Annotated in this window: 17 protein-coding genes, 2 pseudogenes and 2 CRISPR repeat arrays; of the genes and pseudogenes, 7 read left to right on the top strand and 12 right to left on the bottom strand. The window is 53.8% G+C overall.

What is annotated here, in order from left to right; genetic code table 11:
- Positions 1 to 286 precede the first annotated feature (286 nt).
- Positions 287 to 2,637: direct repeats of the CRISPR family, unit length 37 nt; unit sequence GTTTCAATCCCGTGCTGGGTTTTCTGGCCGTCGCGAC.
- 115 nt (positions 2,638 to 2,752) lie between these two features.
- The 8 genes from cas2 to cas6 are packed head-to-tail and all read right to left on the bottom strand — an operon-like array spanning position 2,753 to position 12,338.
- Positions 2,753 to 3,025: a CRISPR-associated endonuclease Cas2 gene (cas2, locus tag AV929_RS03625; protein ID WP_064287475.1), complete on the bottom strand. Its 273-nt coding sequence runs from the start codon at positions 3,023 to 3,025 to the stop codon at positions 2,753 to 2,755.
- 2 nt (positions 3,026 to 3,027) lie between these two features.
- Positions 3,028 to 4,023, bottom strand: coding sequence for a CRISPR-associated endonuclease Cas1 (gene cas1 / locus AV929_RS03620; protein WP_064287474.1), 996 nt, complete (start codon positions 4,021 to 4,023; stop codon positions 3,028 to 3,030).
- A complete protein-coding gene (gene cas4, locus AV929_RS03615; protein ID WP_064287473.1) occupies positions 4,020 to 4,634 on the bottom strand; it encodes a CRISPR-associated protein Cas4 in 615 nt (204 codons plus the stop codon). Before cas4 ends, cas1 begins: the two co-directional genes overlap by 4 nt.
- Positions 4,634 to 6,787: a type I-D CRISPR-associated helicase Cas3' gene (cas3, locus tag AV929_RS03610; RefSeq protein WP_064287472.1), complete on the bottom strand. Its 2,154-nt coding sequence runs from the start codon at positions 6,785 to 6,787 to the stop codon at positions 4,634 to 4,636. The genes cas4 and cas3 overlap by 1 nt, the downstream gene beginning before the upstream one ends.
- The gene (cas5d, locus tag AV929_RS03605) at positions 6,780 to 7,523 is read right to left on the bottom strand and encodes a type I-D CRISPR-associated protein Cas5/Csc1 (RefSeq protein WP_064287471.1); all 744 of its coding nucleotides are present in this window, start codon (positions 7,521 to 7,523) and stop codon (positions 6,780 to 6,782) included. Before cas5d ends, cas3 begins: the two co-directional genes overlap by 8 nt.
- An 8-nt stretch (positions 7,524 to 7,531) precedes the next feature.
- On the bottom strand, positions 7,532 to 8,521 hold the full coding sequence (gene cas7d, locus AV929_RS03600) for a type I-D CRISPR-associated protein Cas7/Csc2 (RefSeq protein ID WP_064287470.1): 990 nt from the start codon (positions 8,519 to 8,521) through the stop codon (positions 7,532 to 7,534).
- A 2-nt stretch (positions 8,522 to 8,523) separates the two neighbouring features.
- Entirely contained in the window at positions 8,524 to 11,595 is a 3,072-nt protein-coding gene (gene cas10d, locus AV929_RS03595) for a type I-D CRISPR-associated protein Cas10d/Csc3 (protein WP_064287469.1), read from the bottom strand.
- Positions 11,595 to 12,338 carry a CRISPR system precrRNA processing endoribonuclease RAMP protein Cas6 gene (gene cas6, locus AV929_RS03590; protein WP_230458830.1) on the bottom strand — a complete coding sequence of 248 codons (744 nt, stop codon included), beginning with the start codon at positions 12,336 to 12,338 and terminating at the stop codon, positions 11,595 to 11,597. The genes cas10d and cas6 overlap by 1 nt, the downstream gene beginning before the upstream one ends.
- A gap of 272 nt (positions 12,339 to 12,610) precedes the next feature.
- On the opposite strand from cas6, the gene csa3 reads away from it, so the two are divergent.
- Entirely contained in the window at positions 12,611 to 13,255 is a 645-nt protein-coding gene (gene csa3 / locus AV929_RS03585) for a CRISPR-associated CARF protein Csa3 (RefSeq protein ID WP_064287467.1), read from the top strand.
- A gap of 109 nt (positions 13,256 to 13,364) precedes the next feature.
- A CRISPR array of direct repeats spans positions 13,365 to 14,419; the repeat unit is 37 nt; unit sequence GTCGAAGCGGTCAGAAAACCCGAACCGGGATTGAAAC.
- 206 nt (positions 14,420 to 14,625) lie between these two features.
- On the opposite strand, the gene AV929_RS03580 is transcribed toward csa3, so the two are convergent.
- Positions 14,626 to 15,756, bottom strand: a complete 1,131-nt coding sequence (locus AV929_RS03580; RefSeq protein ID WP_064287466.1) for a hypothetical protein — start codon at positions 15,754 to 15,756, stop codon at positions 14,626 to 14,628.
- Between the two features lie 230 nt (positions 15,757 to 15,986).
- Complete coding sequence (locus tag AV929_RS03575) at positions 15,987 to 16,322, bottom strand: hypothetical protein (protein WP_064287465.1); 336 nt, start codon at positions 16,320 to 16,322, stop codon at positions 15,987 to 15,989.
- 165 nt (positions 16,323 to 16,487) lie between these two features.
- Between AV929_RS03575 and AV929_RS03570 the strand changes: the two genes are divergently transcribed.
- Together AV929_RS03570 and AV929_RS03565 are read left to right on the top strand one after the other, a co-directional pair.
- Positions 16,488 to 17,390, top strand: a complete 903-nt coding sequence (locus AV929_RS03570) for a hypothetical protein (RefSeq protein WP_064287464.1) — start codon at positions 16,488 to 16,490, stop codon at positions 17,388 to 17,390.
- A 2-nt stretch (positions 17,391 to 17,392) separates the two neighbouring features.
- Positions 17,393 to 18,154, top strand: coding sequence for a hypothetical protein (locus AV929_RS03565; protein WP_064287463.1), 762 nt, complete (start codon positions 17,393 to 17,395; stop codon positions 18,152 to 18,154).
- A gap of 48 nt (positions 18,155 to 18,202) precedes the next feature.
- On the opposite strand, the gene AV929_RS21710 is transcribed toward AV929_RS03565, so the two are convergent.
- Together AV929_RS21710 and AV929_RS21705 are read right to left on the bottom strand one after the other, a co-directional pair.
- The gene (locus AV929_RS21710; RefSeq protein ID WP_155120713.1) at positions 18,203 to 19,213 is read right to left on the bottom strand and encodes a hypothetical protein; all 1,011 of its coding nucleotides are present in this window, start codon (positions 19,211 to 19,213) and stop codon (positions 18,203 to 18,205) included.
- Between the two features lie 247 nt (positions 19,214 to 19,460).
- A pseudogene (locus tag AV929_RS21705) lies at positions 19,461 to 19,589 on the bottom strand (ISH3 family transposase); the annotation flags it as partial.
- Positions 19,590 to 19,950: 361 nt separating this feature from the next.
- Between AV929_RS21705 and AV929_RS21235 the strand changes: the two are divergent.
- The 4 genes and pseudogenes from AV929_RS21235 to AV929_RS03550 form a co-directional block, all read left to right on the top strand.
- A pseudogene (locus AV929_RS21235) lies at positions 19,951 to 20,316 on the top strand (HD domain-containing protein); the annotation flags it as partial.
- A gap of 758 nt (positions 20,317 to 21,074) precedes the next feature.
- Positions 21,075 to 22,304: a Cdc6/Cdc18 family protein gene (locus AV929_RS03560; RefSeq protein WP_064287462.1), complete on the top strand. Its 1,230-nt coding sequence runs from the start codon at positions 21,075 to 21,077 to the stop codon at positions 22,302 to 22,304.
- A 702-nt stretch (positions 22,305 to 23,006) separates the two neighbouring features.
- Complete coding sequence (locus tag AV929_RS03555; protein WP_064287461.1) at positions 23,007 to 23,462, top strand: pilin; 456 nt, start codon at positions 23,007 to 23,009, stop codon at positions 23,460 to 23,462.
- 3 nt (positions 23,463 to 23,465) lie between these two features.
- A partial coding sequence (locus AV929_RS03550) for a hypothetical protein (RefSeq protein ID WP_064287460.1) occupies positions 23,466 to 25,440 on the top strand: 1,975 nt, incomplete at its 3' end.

Here is a 25,440-nt window from a genome sequence, read left to right as displayed (position 1 = left end):
GTGATGCCACAGGACTTGTAGGCGTATCTCTACGGAGACACTGAGATTCTTCATCTCCGGCCGGTTACGATTCCACTGCTGCTCTCTGTGCAGGCATGAATCTTTAGCCAATCGTGTATTTATGACAAACTCCGAGGCCCATTGAATCGTTGCGGGTCTTGTGATGCTATCACAATGCAGGTTAGATGCCAATTTTGAGTATACTTTCTGCGGCGGCGGTTGAGTATATGAACGGGTGCGGTTTATACGGTACCGTAGAAAGCACTTCCTTCCTGCGAGAGTCGTGATTTTAATCTCGTGCAGGGTTTTCTGGCCGTCGCGACCGGTGCAGTGCCCACGAGCAGCAGCGATACAACTAAGTTTCGATCCCGTGCTGGGTTTTCTGGCCGTCGCGACGGCTCGGTCTCCGCTCGGGAGAAATCTGCCATATGGTTTCAATCCCGTGCTGGGTTTTCTGGCCGTCGCGACGACAGTCCCGCAGTTCGCCGGCTTCGTGGGTGTCATGCTGTTTCAATCCCGTGCTGGGTTTTCTGGCCGTCGCGACATCGACGACCGTGTCGCCCGGGTCTGGAGCGAACAGTTTCAATCCCGTGCTGGGTTTTCTGGCCGTCGCGACGGGATCATTGGTACTCCCAACGTACCCTGATAAGTTTCAATCCCGTGCTGGGTTTTCTGGCCGTCGCGACTGGATTTCTCCGGAGGTCATGGTTCCTCCACATTTTGTTTCAATCCCGTGCTGGGTTTTCTGGCCGTCGCGACCGTAGAGCGCCGCACCGCCCGCGCTATACCAGATTGTTTCAATCCCGTGCTGGGTTTTCTGGCCGTCGCGACATTCGGACAGTTCCCGGCTCTGGCGGCGAGTACGTGTTTCAATCCCGTGCTGGGTTTTCTGGCCGTCGCGACGGCAGCAATTGTTACGTGGTACTTCCCAGTTTCTGGGTTTCAATCCCGTGCTGGGTTTTCTGGCCGTCGCGACGCCGCCGAATAAGAACGACTGGATGGCGTCAAGGTAGGTTTCAATCCCGTGCTGGGTTTTCTGGCCGTCGCGACAGTTTACGCCGTCCGAAAGCGGCGAGTTTACGGAGTTTGTTTCAATCCCGTGCTGGGTTTTCTGGCCGTCGCGACAATGCATCTGCCATCTGGATCGGTGTCGGAGAGTCGTTTCAATCCCGTGCTGGGTTTTCTGGCCGTCGCGACATGACGAAACTCGGGTTCTTCGACCGCTGCGAGAGTTGTTTCAATCCCGTGCTGGGTTTTCTGGCCGTCGCGACGGCAATACCTCCTTCTTTTCCAATATCTCCGAGGCGTTTCAATCCCGTGCTGGGTTTTCTGGCCGTCGCGACTGTTGGTTAGCCAGTGGAGGAGTCCGGCCCGATCAGTTTCAATCCCGTGCTGGGTTTTCTGGCCGTCGCGACGTCCGAGCATCTCAGGAGGGAGCGACCGATGAGTGAGTTTCAATCCCGTGCTGGGTTTTCTGGCCGTCGCGACACCGAGTTTGCCGGTCGAGCGACCCGCAAACAGTTTCAATCCCGTGCTGGGTTTTCTGGCCGTCGCGACGTGTTGTTGGTCGCTGTGACGGCCCGCACTTGCTGTTTCAATCCCGTGCTGGGTTTTCTGGCCGTCGCGACTTTTCTTTGACCATCGACCAGTCGTCGCTGAGGACCGTGTTTCAATCCCGTGCTGGGTTTTCTGGCCGTCGCGACGGGGCGTGTTGTGGACACGAGCCCCGGGGTTAAGTTTCAATCCCGTGCTGGGTTTTCTGGCCGTCGCGACCTCCTGTATGATACTGGGCTCCGGCGTGCGGAGCTGTTTCAATCCCGTGCTGGGTTTTCTGGCCGTCGCGACGTGAGTTCGGTCATCAAGGTCATCATCACCCCAGTCGGTTTCAATCCCGTGCTGGGTTTTCTGGCCGTCGCGACCCGGCGCAGGCGATACCCTGAGCGCCACCGACCGGTTTCAATCCCGTGCTGGGTTTTCTGGCCGTCGCGACACCATCACTATCAACGATTGAGCGTCCAATTTTTAGTTTCAATCCCGTGCTGGGTTTTCTGGCCGTCGCGACCGTCGGCCGGGACCGCAGGGTGAGCAACTGTCGGCGTTTCAATCCCGTGCTGGGTTTTCTGGCCGTCGCGACCTGAGCCTATCTGTGCCCGTAGTCTTTTACCGACACTGTTTCAATCCCGTGCTGGGTTTTCTGGCCGTCGCGACTGGGCGGCCCGACTGACCGCACCCGTCGACGCGTTTCAATCCCGTGCTGGGTTTTCTGGCCGTCGCGACGACCGCGAAAGAAGTGACCAACATCGCCAACAACGAGTTTCAATCCCGTGCTGGGTTTTCTGGCCGTCGCGACGGTTCGCACATCCGCGTTGACGGTCCGCAGGAACTGTTTCAATCCCGTGCTGGGTTTTCTGGCCGTCGCGACCAACTACCTCGAAAAGGGACAACCGGACTCGATGAGTTTCAATCCCGTGCTGGGTTTTCTGGCCGTCGCGACGAGGCCTATTACGGTGAGGATATGACGCATGGCGTTTCAATCCCGTGCTGGGTTTTCTGGCCGTCGCGACGTTCCCAGTATCTAACGCAACTGACCGATGACCGCGGTTTCAATCCCGTGCTGGGTTTTCTGGCCGTCGCGACAGGGGGTGAAATTACGGTTATATGCCTGAAAAAGCTTTCTCAGCTCGCCAAATCGAGACCCGATTACGTCGACCGGGGCTGTACACTCATTTAATAAAGGTCCACGTAGCTCTGTTCAGAGAACGTTGGATTGCTCATTGGGTGGGTCGGATCCAATATCGGTTGTGTTGTCCTGACAGGACTGACACAACCGATAGATCCGAATTCGGTCACCATCGGCTGGCTCGATATGTGATTCCAGTTCGTCCTCAAGATCGACACGCTCGGCTTTGGTCACATCAACCTCGAACACGCTGTACTGTCGCCAAGCTCCGTATCGCTGGAGTGTTTGGTACACTTGCCGACGGTTTCCATCGTCACTTACGTCGTAAGCTATTGCCAAGCGCATGGTCATTTCGAAAAGGTCAGGGCGTGGTACTCGTCCAGTTCCTCGCTAATCGCCTTCCGCAACAAGATTGTTTGCTGCCGAACAGCCTTTCGGCGTGTGACTGAGTATTCGAAGTACGGATGGGTGAATTCCTCCTGCATGAATTCGTCGAACTTCGAGCAATAGGTTTTGAACGCATCGTCACCGAGGTGGTTATTCTGTGTGAATTCATCGTGCGTGATCACGCCCCGGTTAACCAGCCGCGACACGAACGCGTCACAAAAAATCGGCCTGAACTCTTCTTGAAGGTCCAGCGCCAGCGACGGTCGCCCGTGCCGGTCAGCGTGCAGGACGCCCAAGAAGGGATCGAGGTTGTATTGACGGAGTGCACTCAGGACCTCATTTTTCATGAACACGTACGTCAGCGACAGGAGTGAGTTAATATGGTCTTCAGGCGGTCGCTTTGTCCGTTTCTCGAAGGTCCAGCCCTCAGTGAGTGTCTCGTCAAGACGACTGAAGTACCGTTCACTGGCTTCACCCTCGACACCGCGCAGGTCGTCTTTTGTCGAGACCGTCGTCGCACGGACACCAAGGTCTTTCAGCACGTCTGTTCCATGGACACCTTTCCGTGAGAGCAGCGTCCTAGCATTGCGAATCTTTGCGGAGATCATTGATCTCGCAATGTCCAGTTCAGCAGTCTCACTGAGGGCATATTGTGCTCGGCGAACCTCAGCGATTGTATTCCGTTCCGGGACGAAACTACCACGATATTTGCCATTCTCAGTGAAGTAATTGAGAATGATCCCGTGTTCGTTCGCCTCTGCGACAAACGGTGTCGAGAAGTTTACCCCGCCGAAAACGTTGATCGTTTCGAGCTTCTCCGTGGGAAAGGTGGCAAGTTCGCCCCCATCACCATCGACATCCCAGACAACAATTCTCCCACCACCAGTTCGGACTTGAGTGCCCTGTTTAGTGACATAGACAACCGACTCGTTAAACATCCCCTCGGTTGCTTTCATAATTCACTCTCCCAGCCGGTGCCGCGGGCCTTGTCTGGTTCGAGCATGGCCGTCTCCATAGGCATGCAGTACTCCTGAGCAGAGCAGGCCTCGCATTTCGAGGGGGTGTCAGTGAGTGCAGGAATCTCGTCAACAGACATAGTCTGGATTCTCCTTACGATTTGGTTGACTGCTTGGCGATGCTCCTCTGTGATCCGAACCGAATGTCGTTGGTCCGTGGAATACAAATAAATATATCCAAAATTGACAGGCTCGCCGATTGCTTTGGATAACAGCATACAGTACCCGGCTAGCTGAATTTCATCGTTGGTGTAGTACCCGCCACTTTCAGCTCGCTTCCGCTCAATCGGGGTCAGAACCCCGTCCTCGGATTCAATAATGTCGATTTTGCCATGGAGACCGAGTGAGGTATCACACAAGTATCGTTCATTGATCCAGTTACCTCGGTGAGCAGCATTCTCGTGTTTACTCCGTCCATCGACCAGTTCGTAGGGAGTTCCGATCTCGTCCTGATACCGCTGGTAGTAGAATCGTCGTGGACAGTAGAGGTACTCATTCAGCGCACTCACGTGAACAAGGTCGTCGTGATCTGCAACAGAACTTGTTGACATTACAGCTCACCAAGTTCAATATCGAGTCCATCATCGTCCTGCTGATCTTGTACTCGGCAGTGCAGATAGAGTGCATCGTGACTGAACGCGATTGCAGCCGTATCTCCCTCTGAGTATAGGAGTGGATAGACGAATCCGAACTCACCAATAGAGTATTGTTTTGAAATCTCACTAACATGACCTTCAATTGGATAGCAGAGGATTTCGGTTTCACTGAGGTTGATTTTCAGCTGATCTAGCCCATCGATATCCGGTGAGGTTTCGACCTCCAATCCGGTGCACACTTTCGGCTTCCGAGTCTGCCGTTGTCCCCCACTCAACAGTGAGTACAGTTCACCAGTTGGCTTGAAGCAGAGGTCACGTCCAGTGTACTCTTCGTCGTCTTCGGTTCCATCGCCGTCGTAAGTCCCGTAATAGATGCAGTATCCAATGCTATAGCGTTCTACTCGCGATAGGTCGTCTTCGAGATGATCGGGAATATGTGTAAAAAAGTCATCCCGCTCCAATAACCGGATGTCGCCGTGTCGTAGTAGATATGTCAGATTATAATTCTGGATGACCTGTTGATCTGGGTCATAGACAGATAGTTGGAGACTGTTGCCACGGTACATTTGTAACGTATCGAGAATTTTTGTTTGTACCGCGTCATGGCATCGTTCCGCATCTTGTTTCGAGAATACAGTACCATGCGGTCGGCAAAAGTGCCGTTCGATTCGTTTCCAGCCCTCTTTTCGGATCAGGCCAGCTTCGTCCGTTGGTGCATTCTCTACACGTTTTTCAACATGATGGTAAGCTTCGACAGCCGAATACCGCCAGTCAAACGACTTCGGTGTTGAGTTATCGACGTAGTGTTGTTCAACCAACTCCTCGAATCGATCTCGACCGATCCAATCGTTACCGAACTCATCGATTTCCGGCTGAAGTTGTTTATGTACGTAGGGCGGGAGGTACGCGTAGGCATTTGATATCTCTTCACGTGTTCGGAGACGGCCAAGTCGCTGGAAGAACGTTGCAGCGCTGTGTGCCGAGAACAGCACCTGATCAGTATCGAAATCAACGCCAACTTCGACTGCCGCATTGCTGACAAGCGTGTCAAATCGGTCGAGTTTATCAGCGATGTCTCCACGATGAAACCCGTCGATCCGTTCGACGCTTCCTAGTTCAGAACCTTGCAGTAATCGATATATTTCGTCGACCTCGTGTATGCCATCCAACATCAGAACGGTTCGGCCCTGTGAAAGGCGGTCGATAGTTTCCTCTCGCTGTTCAGCCAAGCGTGTCGCAGTCTGAAATGTCGCTGCTGGCTCTAACTGGAGTTCGAGTGGTGGCAGTACTGGACGGTACTCGGTCGGTAGTTGGCCAGGTGCAAATGCCATAGCTGGCTTGTCGTCCGCTGCCATTGCTGGATGTGGCGTCTCACGCCATCCAAAATCCGTGAGCGGATAGTAGGGCGCAGAGACGGCTTCATCGAACCGCTCGGCTAGCTCCTCGTCAGGAGTCGCACTGAGGAACACGAGGTATGACAGCCGACATATTTCGGTGTCGACATCCTGCATTTCATCCAATAAAAACAGGAGCGTATTCTGTTCTTTTCGTGTCGCTCGATGGAACTCATCAACCACAGCGACTTCGAAGAGATTGATCCCATCAATTCGCTTGTGGTATATTTCTCGACGTAGCAGGACGAATATGTCTGGGTTCGTAAGTAGAATTACCGTTTCTGGCCGCTGAAATGCATCTCGTAGGAGGTACGAAAGTAGCTCTCCATTCGATTCAGCAGCAGGATACTCTGTGGCGTACTCATCTTGGAGTGTGTCACTTGAGACTGCCAGTAAATGGACGTCATCTCCACCGTCGATATCGTCCAGCCGTGACTCGATATTCGCCTGTTGATCTTCAATCAGTGCGTTCGTTGGATACACCGCAACTGTGTCCAGACCTTCCGAAATCGTCGGTGCGAGCCAAGAGAGCGTCTTCCCGGCACCAGTTGGTGCATCGTTCACGAAGACACCTGGAACACCCGTTGTCAGAGCGTCGTGGAGTGCCCACTGGTGGCGGTGGGGTGTGACACCATCGACTGGATAGGAATCGCCAGGATATTCCCGCAATGCAAGTCCCTTCAGTCGGACGGTTGACGAAGATAAATCAGACATCGTCACGTTTCGTTGCGAGGAATTTGGCACCTGTCGGGTAGTGTACGCGGTCAGTAGAATCAATCGGGGATTCTATCGCGTAATGTTCAGTTTCGAACTTGCCCTCGAACCAGAGCGGTGTGGGTTGCATCTGCCGCATTACGACGCCACCGAGTGGCTGTGCGCTATGATCATAGATACTCAGCGGATGGCCTAGCGAGAACGTTCCCGACTTTCGCTTGGCATTGACGGTACGATACTGAACATGGCCTTTTCCACGTTTTTTGCCGAGTCGGATGTATGGTGGGAGCGTTTCTTTGACGGACTCAGCTGTCCGGCCATACGGAAAGACGTAGAACCGGAAGTGGTTGCCCGGCGCTAGCGCTCGTTCACGCTCGAAGGTTGGAAGGTTCTGGCTTGCCTTTCCCGTTGGATCGTTGTCAGCCGGATAGTTCGGGGTCGCGTATGTATCCGTTCTTGCATTTCGGTTGGTCGTGAGATATTCCGTTCGGACCGAATCGGTCTCGACTGCAACAGGTGTAGCCGGGGTCACGTACACTTCGTCTACAATATCTGCTGTATCCTCGATATAGGTTGGCTGTTGGGTAACATCAACGTAGTTGCCACCCGCCAACCCGAGTGCATAGTGCAGTGCTGTGTTGAGGATATATGGGTCGGTATCGGCCATCCGACCAACCTCCCGAGATGCAAATCCGACTTTTCCGTGTGTTGTCAGCGTTGCTTCGAGTATTTCCATGGCTTGGATTAGTTCTCGTCTGCTGCGATTGCATCGTCGATGAACGACTGTGAGTGGGGTTGTTGAGCTTCGAGCATAGCCTGGAGGTCATCGTCACCTGTGAGCGCCAGTAATTCATCAAGAACCTCGTCATCGACGGGGGCCTGTGCAATCGTTTCCTCGCACGCAGTGTCGTACGTCTCCCGGACGTATGTCGCTGCTTTGTCAGCATTTAGTGCCGGAGCTTGGACGACATCACCAAGCGTTCGATCACTCTTGCTGGCGAACGAGACAATCGTTTCGGCAGTCAGTTCTCGGTTTGACGGACCCTCTTCAGAACCAGTGTAGAGGCCGAGAATACGATTGTTAACTCTTCCAAGCCGAGTCGTTGCCGCCCCGTAGCGTTTGTTTCGGCTCGTGATCGCAGCGACGAACGCCACTTCCGCAGGTGTTGCGTCACGAAGAGTTATTGTACATGGGAACAGCGTTCCCGGTTCGAAAAAGTCCGGCTCTCGAATGTTGGCAGTCGATCCTTTAGCGTACCCCTCACCGGGTGCGTTCTGGAATTTCTCATCTATACACGCACTGGCATCGCGGACAGTAAACGCTGTATCGTACATCACTCGCGACGTGACGCCGATATCCACATCGTCGTCTCCACTAGCAGCACTACCATAAAGTGCTGACTCGACAGACTGAGGATTCATGTCGTTAACGTCCATCGAATCACTCTGGTCGTACTCCAATAGTTCACGCTGAATCGCTTTTCCAGTCCGGCGATCGCTCCCGGTCTGTTTCCGCATAAACATCAGTCCGGGTGAGTACTCAATGCTCCCGTCGTCGCCAATAACCGATAGTGAAGTGATGTCGGCATCCTGCCCATTCGTTGTGAAGACGGCATGGCTCTCCAATTCCCGGAGTACTAACAACGTCGTGTAGTTCGTTCCGGGCGTGTTGGTCATACCATCGATTGGAACAGTGCCATCGGCGAGTGCGTCGGTAATGCTGTCTGGAATCATTGTTAGACTTGATCTGCTGTCTGTTTCTCTGCACTATCTTCTTCGTAGTACTCTGCCTCTGCGCGGAGTGTTGCACCGAAGAAACCGTCTGCGAGATTATTTTCGAGACGCTTCAGTTGAGAGGGGCGCCCGTTAGCAATCCCGTAGAGGATTTCATCGACGAAGTATCTCGCGTACTCTTCGATACGCTTCTGAAGCGGTGTTCCAGCGTCTGACTCTTCGGCACTGACCGGGTAGACTGCGTCGCCGGCCTGCCGGTCGATCATCTTTTGAAGTCGCCCAGAGACACACATCCTGTAGTCTTCTCTGTCGAGTTGTTGTCCTGTCTTCGAGACCGCTTTGACGCTCTCACGGAACACGCGCTCGACACGATGGGGTTTCCGGTTGTGTCCGCTCGCCGGCCGGATGGCATCGTATGCGAGATCTGCGAGTGTCGTGATACGATTGTGTGGTGTGTTACTCATCTGTGAATTGGATTGTCTGATCTCGTTTCGTTGATCGAGTGCGACTGCATACCTCATCAGGGCAGGTATGTACGGCCCCTCATCTGAGGTCTGGACAGCACGCTTGAGTAGATACGACCCCGGCAACAGCTCGTTCCGTGTCGTCCGGAGGTATTTCGCGAACAGAGAGTCATTGCGGTCGTTACCCTGGATTGCGTATCCAAGCTTCACAACGGCAGCTGCTGACTGAAGTACTGACCGAAGACTGGTCAGTGGGACAGTCTCACCGTAGAACCTCGTCACCTGCGTAAACCCGCTCCCGATCTTTGCAAACTCCGGGAAGTCACGGGAGCGCATCTCCGGAACGGGCGACGAACTCAGATACACACGCATCCCGGTGTAGGCGCTCACGGAGAGGGCCAGAAACGCACCGAAAAATTGGAACTCAGTGTCGTTATCCGGGTTCTTGAAGTAACCGACTGTCTGGGCACCGAACTGCTGATTACGGTCGAACTGTTGGGAGAGTGACTCGATCATCGTTCGTCCGTTCCCTTCCGGCTGTGTCAATTCGTCCATCACGCCGGTGAACTCTTCGAGAGAGTCGATATCAAACACCCGCTCGGCAAGTCGTCCCAATCGAACCCGGTTTTCACCAGTGAATCGGTTGACCAAGCGAGAATAAAGCTGCCAGGAGTAGGGTGTATAAAAGTAGTCAGGAACCAAGTGGAAAAACAATCGACCTTCGTCTCGTCGGGAGGCTGCTGTCTCGCGCAACGAGAATTCGATTCGACAGGTGGAACACAGTAGGAGTTTATCTCGTTTCATTCCACCGACCATCTCCCTGTTCGAGAACCCACCCTGCAACGTTGTCAGGGATTGTTTCGATTTCATTGGTCCAAGGTTCCCACCCGCCGCGACGCCACGGTTACACAGCGTACAGGTCTTTCCCCGTGATGATTTGACGTATTCGTCGTAGGTATCGACCGTCGCACTCGTGAGAGTGAGGTTGCCACCACCGATACGGAGGTTTTCACCGATGAACGCTTGGACCTCTGTCGACATATCACCCGCGTGTGCGTTCTGAATGAGGGTCCGCCAATCAGTGTCATCGTCAACGAGTGCGGCCAATCCATCTGACAGTGTCGTAACGATCTCGTCTTCAACAGTGGGAATTACGGGTCCGGTTCCATGTCGATCGAGAAGCGCTTGTGCAATTGCATACGAATATTCCCATTTGCCACCACTGGTCAGCTCCGAGGTAGTGTCTTCAGAGAGAGCAACAAGCTCCTCGGATAGCTCACCAGAAAGATCGAACGCAGTGACAGTGGCTCGAATCAGGTCGTCCGCAGTTCGATCGTTGGGAAGCAGAGGGTCGACAAACCAGCTTTTTATTGTGTTCACGAACCGACCGAGACCGTACTGTTGCTCCGTCTTCTCGAACTCAGTCCCCAGTTCATCTTCCAACAGTTCCATCGACTCTGTGGCAGCGTCCGTGGCACTATTGTCCGCATCGCCGTCAGTAATCCCCTTCCGAACAACGGCTTGCAACATTGTTCCACTCCCAGCGTAGAAAAAATCGGGCTCGTTCAGACTGTAGAGTCCCTGGGCGCCAACAATCGAGAAGTTTGAGCGCAATTGGTCGACATCGTTGTACGATGGGTGGGAATCGCCGATACTATCTTCCAGCTGTGAAGTGATTGCGGCAACGATGTCTTCCTCAGTCTCTGGCCGGTCTTGATCCGATGGCGCGAGGTACACACAGCCATCCTGGTACATCGTGAGTAGCTGGTGATTATATTCCTCTTGTAGATACTCGCTCACGGCCTTATTCAACAAGTTCGTGAAAATGCCACTGACGTGGTCGGTCTGATGGTATGCGAGTTCGACACTTCCACTGGGGAATGCCTCGCGGAACCGATCTTGAACGCGGGCATTCACCGCTGCCTCTGGTGTCGTCGAGGACGCCATCGCGTCAGCCAGTCGGATTAGTGGCCGATACTCTCGCCAAGTTGTTGTAACGCGTGCAGAGTTAGCGTTGTCAGTCTCGTGATGGTCGACAGCGCACGAACGGAACGTTCGCATTGAGAGTGTCGAGTCAGGGTCATCCTGAATAGCGCTAAATTCGTCCAGTCCGATTTCCTTGATAAATGGCTCCAGCTCCTTGATTTGGATATCAAACCGTTCATCTGGACTCTCGTCTTCTTCACGGAGCTTGTGATAGTCGTGAGCGACCGCGAGTGCAACGAGATGGCGGAGTTTTTTCGGTGTAATCGGAGGAAGATCAGTATTCTCTACTTGTCGGGCAAGCTGGTGTAAAAAGTATACTAGATTTCGAGTATGATTGAGCATCGACTGGTCGACTTTGCTGTATTCGATGCTCTTGTTCGGGAGGAACGACCAGCCTGCCTCCACGAGCTGTGGGTCGATTTCTGAAATATACTCGCTTAAAATACTATCCAATTTTGACTCGACAGTCTCTGTATCGGAATCAACCCCGAATTCTTCCTCTGGGTCTTCGAAGAGAGACTGTGAAAACGAGTCAACGCCTTCAGTAGGTGCTCCGTCTGAATCACCATCGCCCTCTGACCCAATTTCATCGAGTTTTGCCTGCTTTCTATCGTTGTCGGTCATCAGTCTTTAATCTCCAAGCTCACCTGCCCACAGCCCCGAGCAACAGCGCTCCCGACGCCCGAGTATTCAGCGAACATCCCGAGCGCCGATACCGCGTTCTCGACGGACTCACTGGCTCCTTTGAATTCGTAGGCACAGTCACCAGTGAAACCCTGCCGGAAAATATTCCGCGTTTCACCGTCTCCGTTTTTCACGCGGTTGACCAACACTGAATGGGTATCGTACGTGCGTGCGTCGGGTTTCTCGATTACGTTCGCCTCAATCGCCTCCCGGCTCAACTCAAGCTCCAATTCCTCCGGAGCAGACCGGTTCCACTTCCCTAACAGTGACGAGAATACGGCACCCCGATGAGGAAACATCGTCGTAATTTCATCGGCTTCCTCAATGCAGGTCGCCGTTTCGAAGGACATCTCGATGGTCGGGTTATCCATCGACCCCGCCTCATCCAGTAGCTCGGCCTGTGTCGTGTTCAGACTCTCGAACTGCTCAACGTGCAATTCCCCGTGACTCAACTCGATACGATCACCTTCCAAGACGAGTGCGTTCACTAGCGCCTGAAAAATCTCGGTGTCGGCAGGATCTACTACGCCAAGTGTTAGCTGATATGTCTCATCTGGCAGGAGCAACTTGTGATAGGCACGGTCACTATCACCGAACACACCACGAAGGCCACTGCTGTGGAGACTCCCAAGTGACGAGTCATGAATGTGTCCGCTCACGTCCGCATCAACAGCTTCGAGCACACCCAATAGCGCCGAATACACGGAGTATCCGTCCGAGATCGGCACTGGAAACCGAGATTCCGGCCGAGCCGTGATGTGGATTTGGCGTAATCTATTATTTGTCGAGACTTCTTGTTTGTTCATCAGGTGCGTCCGGGTCGTTGGCCCAGTAGCATCATAAGCGTTTCCCAAAAGTGGGACGATTTCAATTTCATGCAACCAAAATTGGATAGGCGTCAATTTCACTGACACGCAACAGTACTATTTTTGCGGGTCACACCGATTAGCAGGTAATGCACACATATCTCTCAGCGATTGGTTTTAACAGTACAAGCGTCACCCGGCCGCTGCTGAGCCACGGTGTCGACACCGGCGACACAGTCGTCTTAATACGGCCAGATCAGGAACCAGATTCACGCGCCGAGGAAGCGATTGGGGATGTCGAACGCCTCTTACAGGAGATTGAACCGGACCTCAATCTTACAACAGAACAGATCACACACGGAGATTTTCAGACAGCTGTTTTGGAATGTAGTGATTTGATCCGGGCAGCAGACGGTGAGCGAATTGTTTCGCTCGGTGGCGGAGCACGGGACGTGTTGCTGCCATTCACGATTGCTGCAATGACACACGTTCGATTGCTGTCTGCTGCACTGTTTTTCAGCGATCTTGATGGAACAGTGCGGGAGTGGGATCTTCCTCGGTTGACTGCCCAAATTCAACAGACGACGATGTCAACACTCCAGACGATTGCCAATGCAGAGGGGGCAATCTCGATACCCGACCTGACTGCGGAGACTGGCAACTCGAAAAGTACGGTGACACGCCACGTCACCGCACTTGCCGATGCAGGAGCGGTCGAGACATGGACAGACGGGAAAACCAAGTTCGCACAGGTGACTCTGACCGGACAATTGCTCCTTCGAGATGATGTCTGACTACGTGGACCTTTATTAAATGAGTGTACAGCCCCGGTCGACGTAACCGGGTCTTTGTTTGGCGGGCTGAGAAAGACTTTTCAGCCCTATAACCGTATTTTCACCCCCTGTCGAAGCGGTCAGAAAACCCGAACCGGGATTGAAACGCAGTCGTTCCCACAGAAGCGCCGCCCATCAGCGTGTCGAAGCGGTCAGAAAACCCGAACCGGGATTGAAACACCTCCGGCAGATGCTCAACGGCCTTCGTGAAGGTCGAAGCGGTCAGAAAACCCGAACCGGGATTGAAACCAGTCGGTCAGTACATCAGCAATAGACATCACGAACGGTCGAAGCGGTCAGAAAACCCGAACCGGGATTGAAACTGGAAGCGCACCGTCCCGCGCACCGTCCCGCTGTACGGTCGAAGCGGTCAGAAAACCCGAACCGGGATTGAAACACCACTACTCAGGAAGATCACGACCATAGCGGCCGTCGAAGCGGTCAGAAAACCCGAACCGGGATTGAAACACCTCCACAGAGCGGCCACGGACGAGAGCGAGCGGAGGTCGAAGCGGTCAGAAAACCCGAACCGGGATTGAAACACGGTCTATCAAGGCGCTCACGCTCGAAAACGTCTTGACGTCGAAGCGGTCAGAAAACCCGAACCGGGATTGAAACCTCGGTCGCCCACAGTCCGTTGAGCGTCACGTTGTTGTCGAAGCGGTCAGAAAACCCGAACCGGGATTGAAACAACGACGTGGTCGACACCGACGCCGGCCCGATGCTGTCGAAGCGGTCAGAAAACCCGAACCGGGATTGAAACAAGTCGACCACACCACCACCGACGGCGTTCTCGTCGGTCGAAGCGGTCAGAAAACCCGAACCGGGATTGAAACGGTACTCGAAGTACTGTTGTCTGAGTATGTCCGGTCGAAGCGGTCAGAAAACCCGAACCGGGATTGAAACTCTCCGTGAATATCGGTGATGTTGCTGAATCGGCAGGTCGAAGCGGTCAGAAAACCCGAACCGGGATTGAAACAGGGCCTGTTCTCTGGCTTCGATTTGAGCCCGCTTGGTCGAAGCGGCCAGAAAACCCGAACCGGGATTGAAACCACGACGTGGTTATCCTCGACGGCGCTGCATCGACTGTCGAAGCGGCCAGAAAACCTGAACCGGGATTGAATGTCGACACTGCGGGTGAGCGATTAGCGACAGCACAAGCTTGTCGGTCGGGTGCCGCTCTGGCCACTCATTGAGGTGATTACTGCCTCCCCAACGTCAGCTCATCGACGTGGTCAACCCTCAGTACTCGTCAAACGACAGAGCTAAAGCTAACAGACCGGGCAATGGCGTGCTCGCGGGCGTGCTGGCAAGCGGTTTAGTGTAGCCCTTCAGTCCGCGACAGTCCCTCCATCAGTCAGTGCCGACGGCTGCTGTCCGCCACCGTAGGAGCCCAGCGTCGTCTCGCCGCTGTCAGCAAGCTTCGAGTCGCCGTCGGCGTTCGCGAACTCTCTGATGGTCCGGGCCATATCGGGGTGGTCGATTTCGAGTTCGGTCAGATTCAGGCGCAGCACCTGCTGTCTGTCTGGTTTGCCAGTCCCGATCCCGAAGTGCTCAGCGGCTTCTTGCATCACTTCATGCATCACTGGTCTCGAAATCTCATCGTCGAACACCGCTTCCCGAAGTTCCCGCTCAGGGAGCGTTACGTCCTTTGAGGACGTCGCCATTGCGCGGCGTCCAACGGTGTAGATGAGGCGGCGCTTCATTTCGTCAGTATCCAGTAGGTCAACCGAGCGGCGGCACTCAGCGGGCGTTTCGTCGGGGGCGATCTCCTCGGCTTGGTCGCGAGAGATCCACAGCTCCCCGTTGTTCGGGTGGCGTTCGTAGTCGAGGCGGTCGATCACGAGGTCACGGTACTTTTCCAGCGTTGGGTCAGATGCTTTCGGTCCCTCGGCGGCGATGTTGTGGATGCTCTCGTTCAGGACCTCGTCAGTGAACGACTCGCCGACATCGTGGCAGATGGCAATGGTCTTGCGCTGGACGCTGCTGAGACTCTTATCAGAGTCGTCGTTGAGCTCGCCCAGCATGGATTCGGCGTCGTCGACGACACGGTCGAGCTTGTCTTCTACGCGGCGTGAGCGGCCGCCATCGCGATAGACGTTCAGTGCGCGTGCGAGAGCGACGCCGTAGTTGTAGTCCGTGTGCTCGTCGACGTATGCACAAAACTCCTCTTTGAGTATCGTCCCGACGCGGATGCCGATGCGGGTCGGTTCCTGAGACGCCAGATCAGATTTTATTTTTTCGCTGGCGTGGTCCGGAGAGCGGCCGGCGGCTGAGACGAGTCGGTCAACGAGCGTCTCAACGCGAGCATAGCCATCCGCGTCAATGTATTGCTCCATCGCGAGTTCGGCTTCACGACCGAGATAGCCCTCAGCAACCCCGAATTGGGATTCGACGTGGCGACAGAACTGGTCCCACTCATCTACGGGAACCATCCAGTCTATTTTCGAGGTGTCCCGCATCAGGACTCCACCTTCCGAAGGGCGGACCCACACCCACACACCTTCGCTGCCGACAGCGGCAGTTCTCCATTTGATTAGCGTTCTTCGACCACTATCGACGACTCATCTCAATAGACTAGGTAACTCAGGTCAGGTTAATTGGCGATGCTTTGTGAGGTACTGATACTACATAATCCGTATAGAGGGCCAAGGATGGTAGAGCGATTGCGTTCATCAATGTCCCAGCGGGTCTACGTCTGACTGACTGGATCTACGAGGTCAAGATCTGCAACAGCGTCAGAATGTCTCTCGTGGATTTTCAGCAAGTCGACAGGGTCATCAGGTCCCGCCGAGCCAATCAGCCTCCGATATCCACGGATTTCGTGCTCGTTTGCGAGAACCAGTTCACCGTCTTCACACTCGATAGGAGACCCGGGATGCACTGCTAGTGCTTCTGCAGCAATGAGTACGACTTCATCAGGGACACTGTCTTCGTGGAAATACTGATCCTGGAGATCAGCGACAGAGGCCCGACCGTTTTCCCCACCCTCAAGCTTGAGGACGACTGTTCTCGCAACTTCAGCCACGTCTGCCGGATTATCTGCCTCCAGACAGCGAGGCTCAAAACTCACCGTACATTTTCGGTTCGTCTCTGGGTACTTATATCATAGCTCCATCTGTGGATATTCACGAATTCACACTGATATTCATAATTCCATAGAATTATAACTCTGCGTGTCTAGTTGATGAATATGGTGCCAGCTGACGGCGTCGCCAGAGGCTCGGCAATCGAGGAGTTCGAGCGCCTGCTGGACAAGAAAGGACTTGTGCGACTTCTCGACGTGTTCCTCGCGAATCGGGAGATCCCAGTTTCAACTCAAGGCTTAATTGAGTTTACCAGAGATAGTCAACCGACAGTCTCTCGACGAACAGATGATCTGATTGAAATCGGAATCATCGAGGAATCGGAAGGGAGCTCACCCAAGATGTTCCGTCTGAATATGGAGCATCCAGCAGCCTCAGGCCTCCTCAGTGCTTACGAAGCGCTGCACGAACACGTTGATGAAATTCAGGAATCGAGCGAAGAATTTGAGCCAGAGAGTTATGACTTCGATTCGGGGTCGCCCTTCGTTGAGCTCTTCCGATACCCGACAAACGGGGCAATACTGTCTGCGCTGCTCCACTACCCGGATGCCAAATTATCCAAGAGAGATATTGCAGAGATTGCGGATGTGGACTCCACGACAGTCGGGGACAACATTCCAATACTCGTTCGTATCGGGATCGCCACTCGTGAGGGTGAAGACTCACGAAACCCCAAGTATTCGCTTGATCGCGAGCATCCAGCCGCGGATGGATTCCTTGAGGCGATCGCAAAGCTCCAAGTCGCGAAGGGGCCAATGATCCCGACAGAATCTGAGGCTCACGAAGCCTCCGAACAGGAGGTTATCTCGAGCCTCCACGAGCAACTCCGCGAGGTTATGTCGGCATTCGGGGTTCAACCCGAAGAAGCCGACGGGGCTGCCGCTACTCAAGCAAGCAGCCGTGCAGATACGAGAGCCTCGGCAGAGGAACCGGATCAGGCATTTTGTTACGAAGATCAACGGCTCCGATTTGAACAAAGAGCCGATTCCGTTCCGAGGACGGCCGCATAAGTATGGGTAATCTGGAATTAGCGGATGTCGTTGATACTGTCGAGGAATGCGTTCAGGGTATCGGGTACCCCAATACAGAACAAATCGAACTTCCCCCACCGCCAGAAGAAGGCGAAGACAGGTCTCGGCCTCCAGAGAGTGGTATGCAAGTAATTATTGTAGACGTCGAAACCGGCCCGAGTTTCACCGTTATTGCGAAACCTGAGACGGAATACTTCAAGATCCAATCTACCTATCCTCTCTGGCAAGATCTCGCTGAAGCCTTGACGCCAGATGCAGCAAAGGAATTTATCCCGGATGAGATCCAAGCGGACATCCCTGAAGACCACCCGATTCGGTCAGAGCTTGCGAAGGGGGCTCTTGAAGATGAAGAGCACCGCTTGAGAGCGCTTGGTGCCTTCGAACTTCTTCGACGAGTGGATCTGGATATCAGGAAAGATCTCGTGTACCAACTATCGAGGATCTTCACCCGAGCGGAAGTGAAGCACTTTGTGGGGTCTCCTGATTCGGAAGCAGCCCCCCACGAGTTCATCGTTGAGTATAAGATATTCCCGTACTCAGACCAATTCGGATACCGGGAGTTGAATGACGCCATTGAGCGGGTTCGAATGGCTGCTCAGCGGGGGACGCTTTACCTCCGTTATGCGTTCAATCTTGGTGTTGATCTTGAAGGCAGCACAGCAGGTGAAATCGATTCGAATCCTGATCCACCGGGTGAAATTCAATCCCTCGAAGACCGGGACGGGGTCAACGGTCCTCCGTAGGGATTTTTGAGTTTTACTCGGGCCTCAGTCGGTTTCTCTTCAGGACTGTCATGTCACCTGATCGTGTGAATCAAAGACATCGCTGGGAACAGTCCAGTTGAGGTCGTCAATGAGCCGTGTGACTTTGTAATCCCCAGACTGGCTTGTCAGAGTCTCCGCCGTAATGTCGGATTTATCAAAGGAATCGAAACTTCTTGGGTTTGCCGAAAATCCGGATAAGGGACGACGAAAAACCTGCTCCATGGAATTAGTATAAATAAGGACGAATCCGAATCTGACTCGATTCTTCTCATCAACTAACTGTTCTGCAATTTTCCCCTGGAATGTAGTACGTCCTGCCCCGTGGGTTGTCGGCAGGGCCAGCTTTGGCTCTCCACGAAGAAGCTCTAATCCCGGCTCTGGAGTAATCAATGCGCCATTCCCAACTGGCGAGTCAGTCACGGTTCTGGCAGACTCCATCGCACACTCTCCAGAGACGAGTGGCGGGTTGTTCGCACAATCTGGGAAATAAACCAAACAGGCCAAATGAACTTGTTGGGCAGTCTCACCCCCGTGATTTTCTACTCCGATACTCGCCCAGAGTCCATTTTCATGTTCAGTGATAGTGAACTCTGATTCAGAAGAGGACTCAGTTTTTGGCTTCCCGTCGTGAAGTTGGAGGCCTTTCTCATGCACACCCAGCAATGGAACTTTCTCCTGCCGCATACTTTCCAATTGCTCGGTCTGGGTTTCTACCTGCTCTTGCATGATGTCATTCTGGCTCAAATATACTGCGGTTAATGCGAGAGATACCGCTAGACTCCCGAATGTCCCGGCAGCACTAATAAGCAAGTCTAATGGGTTTACTGAGGCACTCTGTTGCGATCCTCCACTGACAGTTGCCTCGATTGCTGAGACCACGATGGTAGAGATGGTCCAATCAGGTCCAAGTAATAGTAGAGCGGCTACTTCGAATAACAGCAGTGCAATCAAGAATAGGACAAGCGCGATAAATGCTGAAGACCAGAACACAAGTGTAGAAGCTTCCAAGCCGTTTTCCTCCGCCCCATCTTTCGTCATTCGGATCCTTGGTACCCAATCGAATGTCTTGTAACTACTGAACGAATCCGCAGGGGGTAGGATCAGTCGATCACATCGACAGCCGCGTAACCCCGTTTGATGACGGTGAACCAAACCGAACTAGCTGTGGAGCATCTTCGAACCACTAGTGAGCATGATTTTCGGGATGGACCGTCGCTGCCGGCGGCGGACTGCCGCCGACGCGACAGTGTCACCACTGACGACCGCTGTCCGGACCGATGGACAGCTACTGGAAGAACCGGTCGTCAAGTGGCTGGTTCGCTGGAACAGACCTGCGGACACCAAGTGCTGTCCAAGCTGCGCGAAGCGTCATTTCGCAGAACTCCGTGAACGACCACTGCAAGAGGCGGCGCCCCACAGGCGGGGCGCCCCAGACTGAACATCCTCTCCAAGCAGACGCTTACTCTAACCCGATGTGATCGACTGAGGATTGGTTGAGAGGTCCAGGCTGGATATGTGGCAACATCGTTCACTCGAGCTTCCTGCAATTCACAGGGCCCGCTTGGGGCTGGGACAGTTCAATCGGGAGAATATGGCTCTGTTGAAATCCTATTCTTCAGATAGATTCTTGCCTGAAGCAGCTGGTCGATGAGTGTTGCGTGGTTCACAATAACTAAGAGCTCCGTGGCGATTTTCCACAGTGGCCCTCCAACATAGACCACCTGTCCCGCGAGTTGTCACGGCCGTACTACGAGGATGCCTTCCCCGCTCACGATATGCTTCCACGCGAAGCGCGTGCGTGACGTTGCGCTCCAATTTGCGACCCAGCATCCGGCAGCGTCAACCGGGATATCCTCGCCGCAGCAGCGTGGCTTCACGATATCGGGCGGCCACTCGAACGCATTGGGGAAATCGACGACCACGACGACTGGGCAGCCGACGAAGCCACGACCCTCCTCGCAGCCGAAGGGGTCGCATCAGATCGGATTACCGCGATCGGACATAGCCTGCGAGCACACAGCATCCGGGCGAGCTCACTAGATCCCGAAACGATTGAGGTACAGTTGCTCTTCAACGCTGACAAACTCGACGCAACCGGCGTGGTCGGGCTTGGTCGCCTCGCCTGTATTGTCGGTGAACGATTCCAAGACAATGATTGGTCGTGATTATCCCTGTAATCTGTACTAGCTTCAGAGCATACAGGGACACACACCCCGGGTGTCGAGTGTAAATCAACAGGATGGTGGGTACCCGATCAGAACACTGTAGTACGCCTAATGTTGTTAGCTGCTGTTTTCGAGTGGTAGAGACCCCTAAGATCTTTTTTCAGCTCTTCTTACTACTACTAGCTATAAACTATTTATATATTTTATTGTATCAGCAATAAATAAATCATATAATGTAGCATAAGCGAGTCTAAGTCGGATATAGAAGCACTAGCAATATTGTTTATAAGCGACTCTAGTACTCCAATGCATAGCTATCTCTGGACAACACATGAGTTGCACAGTAATCCCTACTGAGTCATCGATCTGTCCGCAGACAGTATGTATACTCGTGTTAACCGTATTTCTCTCTACTCTGTCTAACGGCAAGAAGGTCTTAGACAGTCAGCATTGGCAGTTTACACTCGACACCCGGGGTGTGTGTCTTCAAAAACGTTCTTCAATAAACACCTAAAGAGACATAGCGACTACCAGTGTTACACTCGACACCCGGAGGGGTGTACTACTTTCTTTTCCTTGGAAATACACTATACTATTGATGCCGTATAGGCTCTACTAACAGTAGAATCAATCGTTTACACTCGACAGATGGTGTGTGATAGAGGCATAGTTTTATATACTACACCGACTGTCGTGTGTAATATGAGGTGGCTCCTCTGGGGGCATATATTCATATGAGTAACGAGAAACAGAGTTCCCTCGACTCAATTTGGGAAAGCGAGGATCCGATTTTCGCGGATAAAGAGCTTCTCGATATCGAACATATTCCGGATGAGGAGCGGATCATTGGCCGTGAAGATGAAATATCTAACCTGGCCAATAGCATTCATCCTGCAATCCGAGGTGGAAAGCCCAGAAACACGTTAATTTACGGAAAGACGGGAACTGGCAAGAGTCTCGTTGCCAAACACGTTACTCAAAGTGCTGAAGACTTCGCTCACGATGAGGGTACGAAACTTGATCGCGCATATATCGATTGTACTCAAGCAACAACAGAGACACAGGTGGTAATCAAACTCGGTCGGACATTCAACCGACCAGATGAAACAGATATCTCTGTACCACCTTCGGGATTATCGACGAATGCATACTATGATCGTCTTTGGGAGATACTTGATACTCTCCATGATGTCGTTATCATCATTCTCGACGAGGTTGACAAACTCCAAGAAAACAACGTGCTAATGCAACTCTCCCGAGCTGGTGAAGCCGGGAAGATCGACTCGTGTAAGGTTGGTATCCTCGCGATCAGCAACAAAATCTCGTTTAAAGATTCTCTCGATGAGCGAGTCCTCAGTAGTCTACAAGAGCGTGAGTTTATCTTCCCTCCCTACGACGCAAACCAGCTCCGCGAAATTATGCGTCATCGCCAGGATGCATTTCGTGAAGGTGTCCTCACCGATGATGTGATTCCTCTGGCGTCTGCGTTCGCTGCACAAGAGCACGGTGACGCTCGAAAAGCACTAGATATCCTTCGAAATGCAGGCGAACTTGCAAAAGACGATAACAGTGATGTTGTGCAAGAAAACCATGTCCGAAATGCACGTGAGAAAGCGGATATCGATCGATTCTCTAAGCTTCTCCAAGATCAGCCTACACAATCGAAAGCAGCAGTGTACGCCCTTTCATTGATTGCAGAGGGGAGCAATCAGGAAGAGTTCCCTACTCGTAAAATCTATGAACGGTACGAGCAGCTCACGGAGTCACTAGATATTAACCCTCTCTCACAAAGACGGATGTCTGATCGGCTGAATGAACAGGCGTTTCTAGATATCCTCGGCGTCACGGATCGGGTTGGACGCGGCCGTGGGAAGGGCATGACCAATTTTTACTACCTACTGGAGGAGCCTAAGGTCGTACAAAGTGCCATTGAATCTGATCAGCGGTTTTCCCCCGAGCAGTAATTCACGATTTTACACTCGACAGTCGGGGTGTCTCACTCGAACTTTCGGACTGATAGATCCCAAGAATATCTAAACAAAGGTCTGAATGGTATGATACGCGATTTAATGTCCATTTACACTCGACACCCGGGGTGGTCCTCAATTCGGATACGAGCGAATGAGTGTGACACCCTCTGCAACGGAACGGGGTGGTTTCCTGCGTGGAGATACCAGCTAATCACTGGAGTGGGTTTTGACTCGAACTCGCCGAGCGTCATTTGCTGTGGTAGGCTCTGCTCAGAGCGAGTCGTGGCGCTGTGACTTCACTGCAGTCATCTTTGGCTGGCCCAATTATGTTAAATATATCACCAGCAGGCACCGTCAATATTAGCTCTTTAATTGACGTAATATCTGACATAGTATCTGGGAGTTCTGAGGCTGAAATACTAGTTAACAAGACTACTAGTTGATATACTAATACGTATTCCACTTAGCATTAGGATTCATGCGGTTCGAAAATTAAGGCATTGCCGAGTAAGACTACCTATCACAATCTAGTACTCTTAATTTTGTTCACAAGTTTTTTGATAGTCCCACTGTCAATACGTTCTGGCGAATTCAGAACAGGATTCGCCAACTGTGTAAGAAAGGTAACACAACAACGGTAGCGGATCACCAGTGGGGAATCGGTGGGCAAGCAAGACCGCAAAACCAGAGACATCTATGTCAACTCAAACCAACGAATCGAACGCATCGACCACACAACCAACACTCTACACTCACGCGAAGCGGCGGTTTGCTGACGCCTGGCTCACGCCCGGCGTGCGGCAGACAACGCAGTTACTGCTGGTCCTCACGCTGTTTGCTGGCTCGGCGATGGGCCAGACCGACGTCGGGAACATCTACTGTGACACTGCTGTCGAGGACGGCGTCGACGTCGTCTTCGGAGCGCTGGCTGGTCTTGGCCTGCCAGCAACGATGGTGTTCGTCGGTCGCAGTGGCCTGTCGTATATGCGGGCCTCTGGCAACCCGAACCAGCAAAACGAGGCCCGCCGGGACCTCATCCTCTCGCTGGTGGGCCTCGGCGTCGTCGTCCTGGCAATCGTGGCTCCGGAACTCATCACGAAGTTCGGGGACAACGTTGGCTTTGGCTTCTCGGACTGCGTGACCCCATTCTAACCGATGGGACCACTCCGCTCACTGCTGATGATCGCGGCCCTTTGCTCGCTGCTCTCGACAGCCGCCGCTGCGGGGCCTGCGTCTGCTGGCAGCAACCCAGCCCAGATTGAGCGGGGGACGGCACACTCCCTCACTGACGCGAGTCACGGTGGCGTGGGGATACTCCAACAGAACGCCACCGCGCCGAATGGCTCCAGTAGGGAGAGAACACAGACGAATCGCACTGACAACAACGACTCCGGCGTCCGAGACCCAGCAGGCAACGGGACAACAGCCAACGGAACCGAGGGCAACGAGTCCGTTGATCGAGGGCCAGCAGCGAACCAGACAGGCGTGAACAGATCCGTCGAACTCGGAGCAAGGCAGAACCTCAGCGCAAAAGTCTCGTGCTACGAGAACGCCTCGAACCCGCCGGCCAATGCGTCAGTGGGAGAAAACGCGACAGCAGGCGTTGTGCCTCCGAACCGGTCCTACAACCACAACCACACGTTCTTCCGTGCGCTGTGGTCTGGCGACCCCGATCATCCGAACCTCACACGGGCTGACCGGGCCGAGGCTGAGAACGGCACGCTGGCCGTCCTCCCCTCATGCACGGGGGACATGGTCTCTCGTGAGCCATCGAACACGACGCTGTGGAACCGGCCCGAACACGACTCGTTCCGGACTGGCATCGAGAACGCCTCCTACCCAGTGAACGTCACGGATACTCGCTCTGGACTCTGGATTCGTGACGCCTACGTCGCGTTTTTCAGCATCGAGCCATCGACAGTCGTCCATCGAGAGGGAGGAACGGAACGGCTGGTCCGTCCGAACGGAACCGTTCGTGCCATCCACGACTATCGAGTATTCATCTCGGAGTTCTTCGAGGACGACTTCCGCGTCCTGAACACGTNNAACTACACGGAGATCAACGGGACCACGGAACTCCAGTTGGTCACCACGATCTCGACGAATCTCTCGGAGATTGGCGATGACGAGATTGATGAGTACGAACTGACGGTCACGGACTCACGGACGGTCCGGGTGGAAAATCTCTCCGAGCGGGAGATGGTCGTCGAACCCGGCGTCGTCCCCAACGGCAGAGGGGCCACGACCGACGACTATCGCATCGGGACTGTGATCCCCGGCAGCTGGCAGAGCGTCCAGTTCGATGGCGGATACGAAGTCCAGAGCAAGTGGCGGTTCTACACTCGCTCACCGCCCGTGTGGGAAAACTGGTCGGAGAACACGACGACGCCAGTACGACCGCTCGAAACCCACGCTGTCCGAACGACGGAAGGCCCGGCAGTCACGGTCAACCGGGTCCAAAACGAGAGTGCCGACGGCTGGCGGTTCGTCCCATCGCTCGAAGCGACGTATCCGACGAATGCGACTGTGAACACGACGGCGAACGTGACCAACAGGACGACGCTCCCGCCGGAGATTCGGATCAACCGTTCGGAGACGTTCACGACGGCGGATCGGTTCACGATACGGAGTGCGGAACAACTCCGGACGGAGAACTTCGAAATCAACGGGCTCGTCCGTGGGAACAGCATCGAACAGCCAGCGGACTCGACGAACCCGACGCCAATCCGGGAAGTCAACATCACCTCCGAGGTCGTCAACTCGACTGACAACTCGACGGACCTGCTGGTCCGGGTCAAACCGACGGCTGGCTTCCCGATTGCGGCAGGGAACGTTACTGTCGCAACGGGGCAGTCCCGGGTCAAACAGTCACTGTCTGGCGATGATGAGATTACGGTCACCGTCGACCAGGGTGAGGTCTCCTCTGCGATAGTCACGTATCGCCCGGCTCAGATCTGGTGGGAGCAAGGGCGTGCTGTCCCGGTACGAGACACCCAAGAGCGGGTCGCCTACGAAGTGAACCTCCCAGACTTTGCGGAGTTCATCGACCTCGCTGTAGTGACGCTCCTGACGGTGTTGCCGGCTGTGCTGGCGCTGTATGGCTACGACGTCTGGACGAGAGGCAAATTTG

It is taken from the genome of Haloarcula sp. K1, assembly GCF_001647155.1.
In the GTDB taxonomy this organism is placed as follows: Archaea; Halobacteriota; Halobacteria; order Halobacteriales; family Haloarculaceae; genus Haloarcula; species Haloarcula hispanica.
This window is presented reverse-complemented; position numbering and strand designations above follow the sequence as displayed.

Coding starts and splice junctions, on each gene's coding strand:
- cas2 (WP_064287475.1), bottom strand. CDS start 3,025: ATGCGCTTGGCAATAGCTTACGACGTAAGTGACGATGGAAACCGTCGG.
- cas1 (WP_064287474.1), bottom strand. CDS start 4,023: ATGAAAGCAACCGAGGGGATGTTTAACGAGTCGGTTGTCTATGTCACT.
- cas4 (WP_064287473.1), bottom strand. CDS start 4,634: ATGTCAACAAGTTCTGTTGCAGATCACGACGACCTTGTTCACGTGAGT.
- cas3 (WP_064287472.1), bottom strand. CDS start 6,787: ATGTCTGATTTATCTTCGTCAACCGTCCGACTGAAGGGACTTGCATTG.
- cas5d (WP_064287471.1), bottom strand. CDS start 7,523: ATGGAAATACTCGAAGCAACGCTGACAACACACGGAAAAGTCGGATTT.
- cas7d (WP_064287470.1), bottom strand. CDS start 8,521: ATGATTCCAGACAGCATTACCGACGCACTCGCCGATGGCACTGTTCCA.
- cas10d (WP_064287469.1), bottom strand. CDS start 11,595: ATGACCGACAACGATAGAAAGCAGGCAAAACTCGATGAAATTGGGTCA.
- csa3 (WP_064287467.1), top strand. CDS start 12,611: ATGCACACATATCTCTCAGCGATTGGTTTTAACAGTACAAGCGTCACC.
- AV929_RS03580 (WP_064287466.1), bottom strand. CDS start 15,756: ATGCGGGACACCTCGAAAATAGACTGGATGGTTCCCGTAGATGAGTGG.
- AV929_RS03570 (WP_064287464.1), top strand. CDS start 16,488: ATGGTGCCAGCTGACGGCGTCGCCAGAGGCTCGGCAATCGAGGAGTTC.
- AV929_RS03565 (WP_064287463.1), top strand. CDS start 17,393: ATGGGTAATCTGGAATTAGCGGATGTCGTTGATACTGTCGAGGAATGC.
- AV929_RS21710 (WP_155120713.1), bottom strand. CDS start 19,213: ATGACGAAAGATGGGGCGGAGGAAAACGGCTTGGAAGCTTCTACACTT.
- AV929_RS03560 (WP_064287462.1), top strand. CDS start 21,075: ATGAGTAACGAGAAACAGAGTTCCCTCGACTCAATTTGGGAAAGCGAG.
- AV929_RS03555 (WP_064287461.1), top strand. CDS start 23,007: ATGTCAACTCAAACCAACGAATCGAACGCATCGACCACACAACCAACA.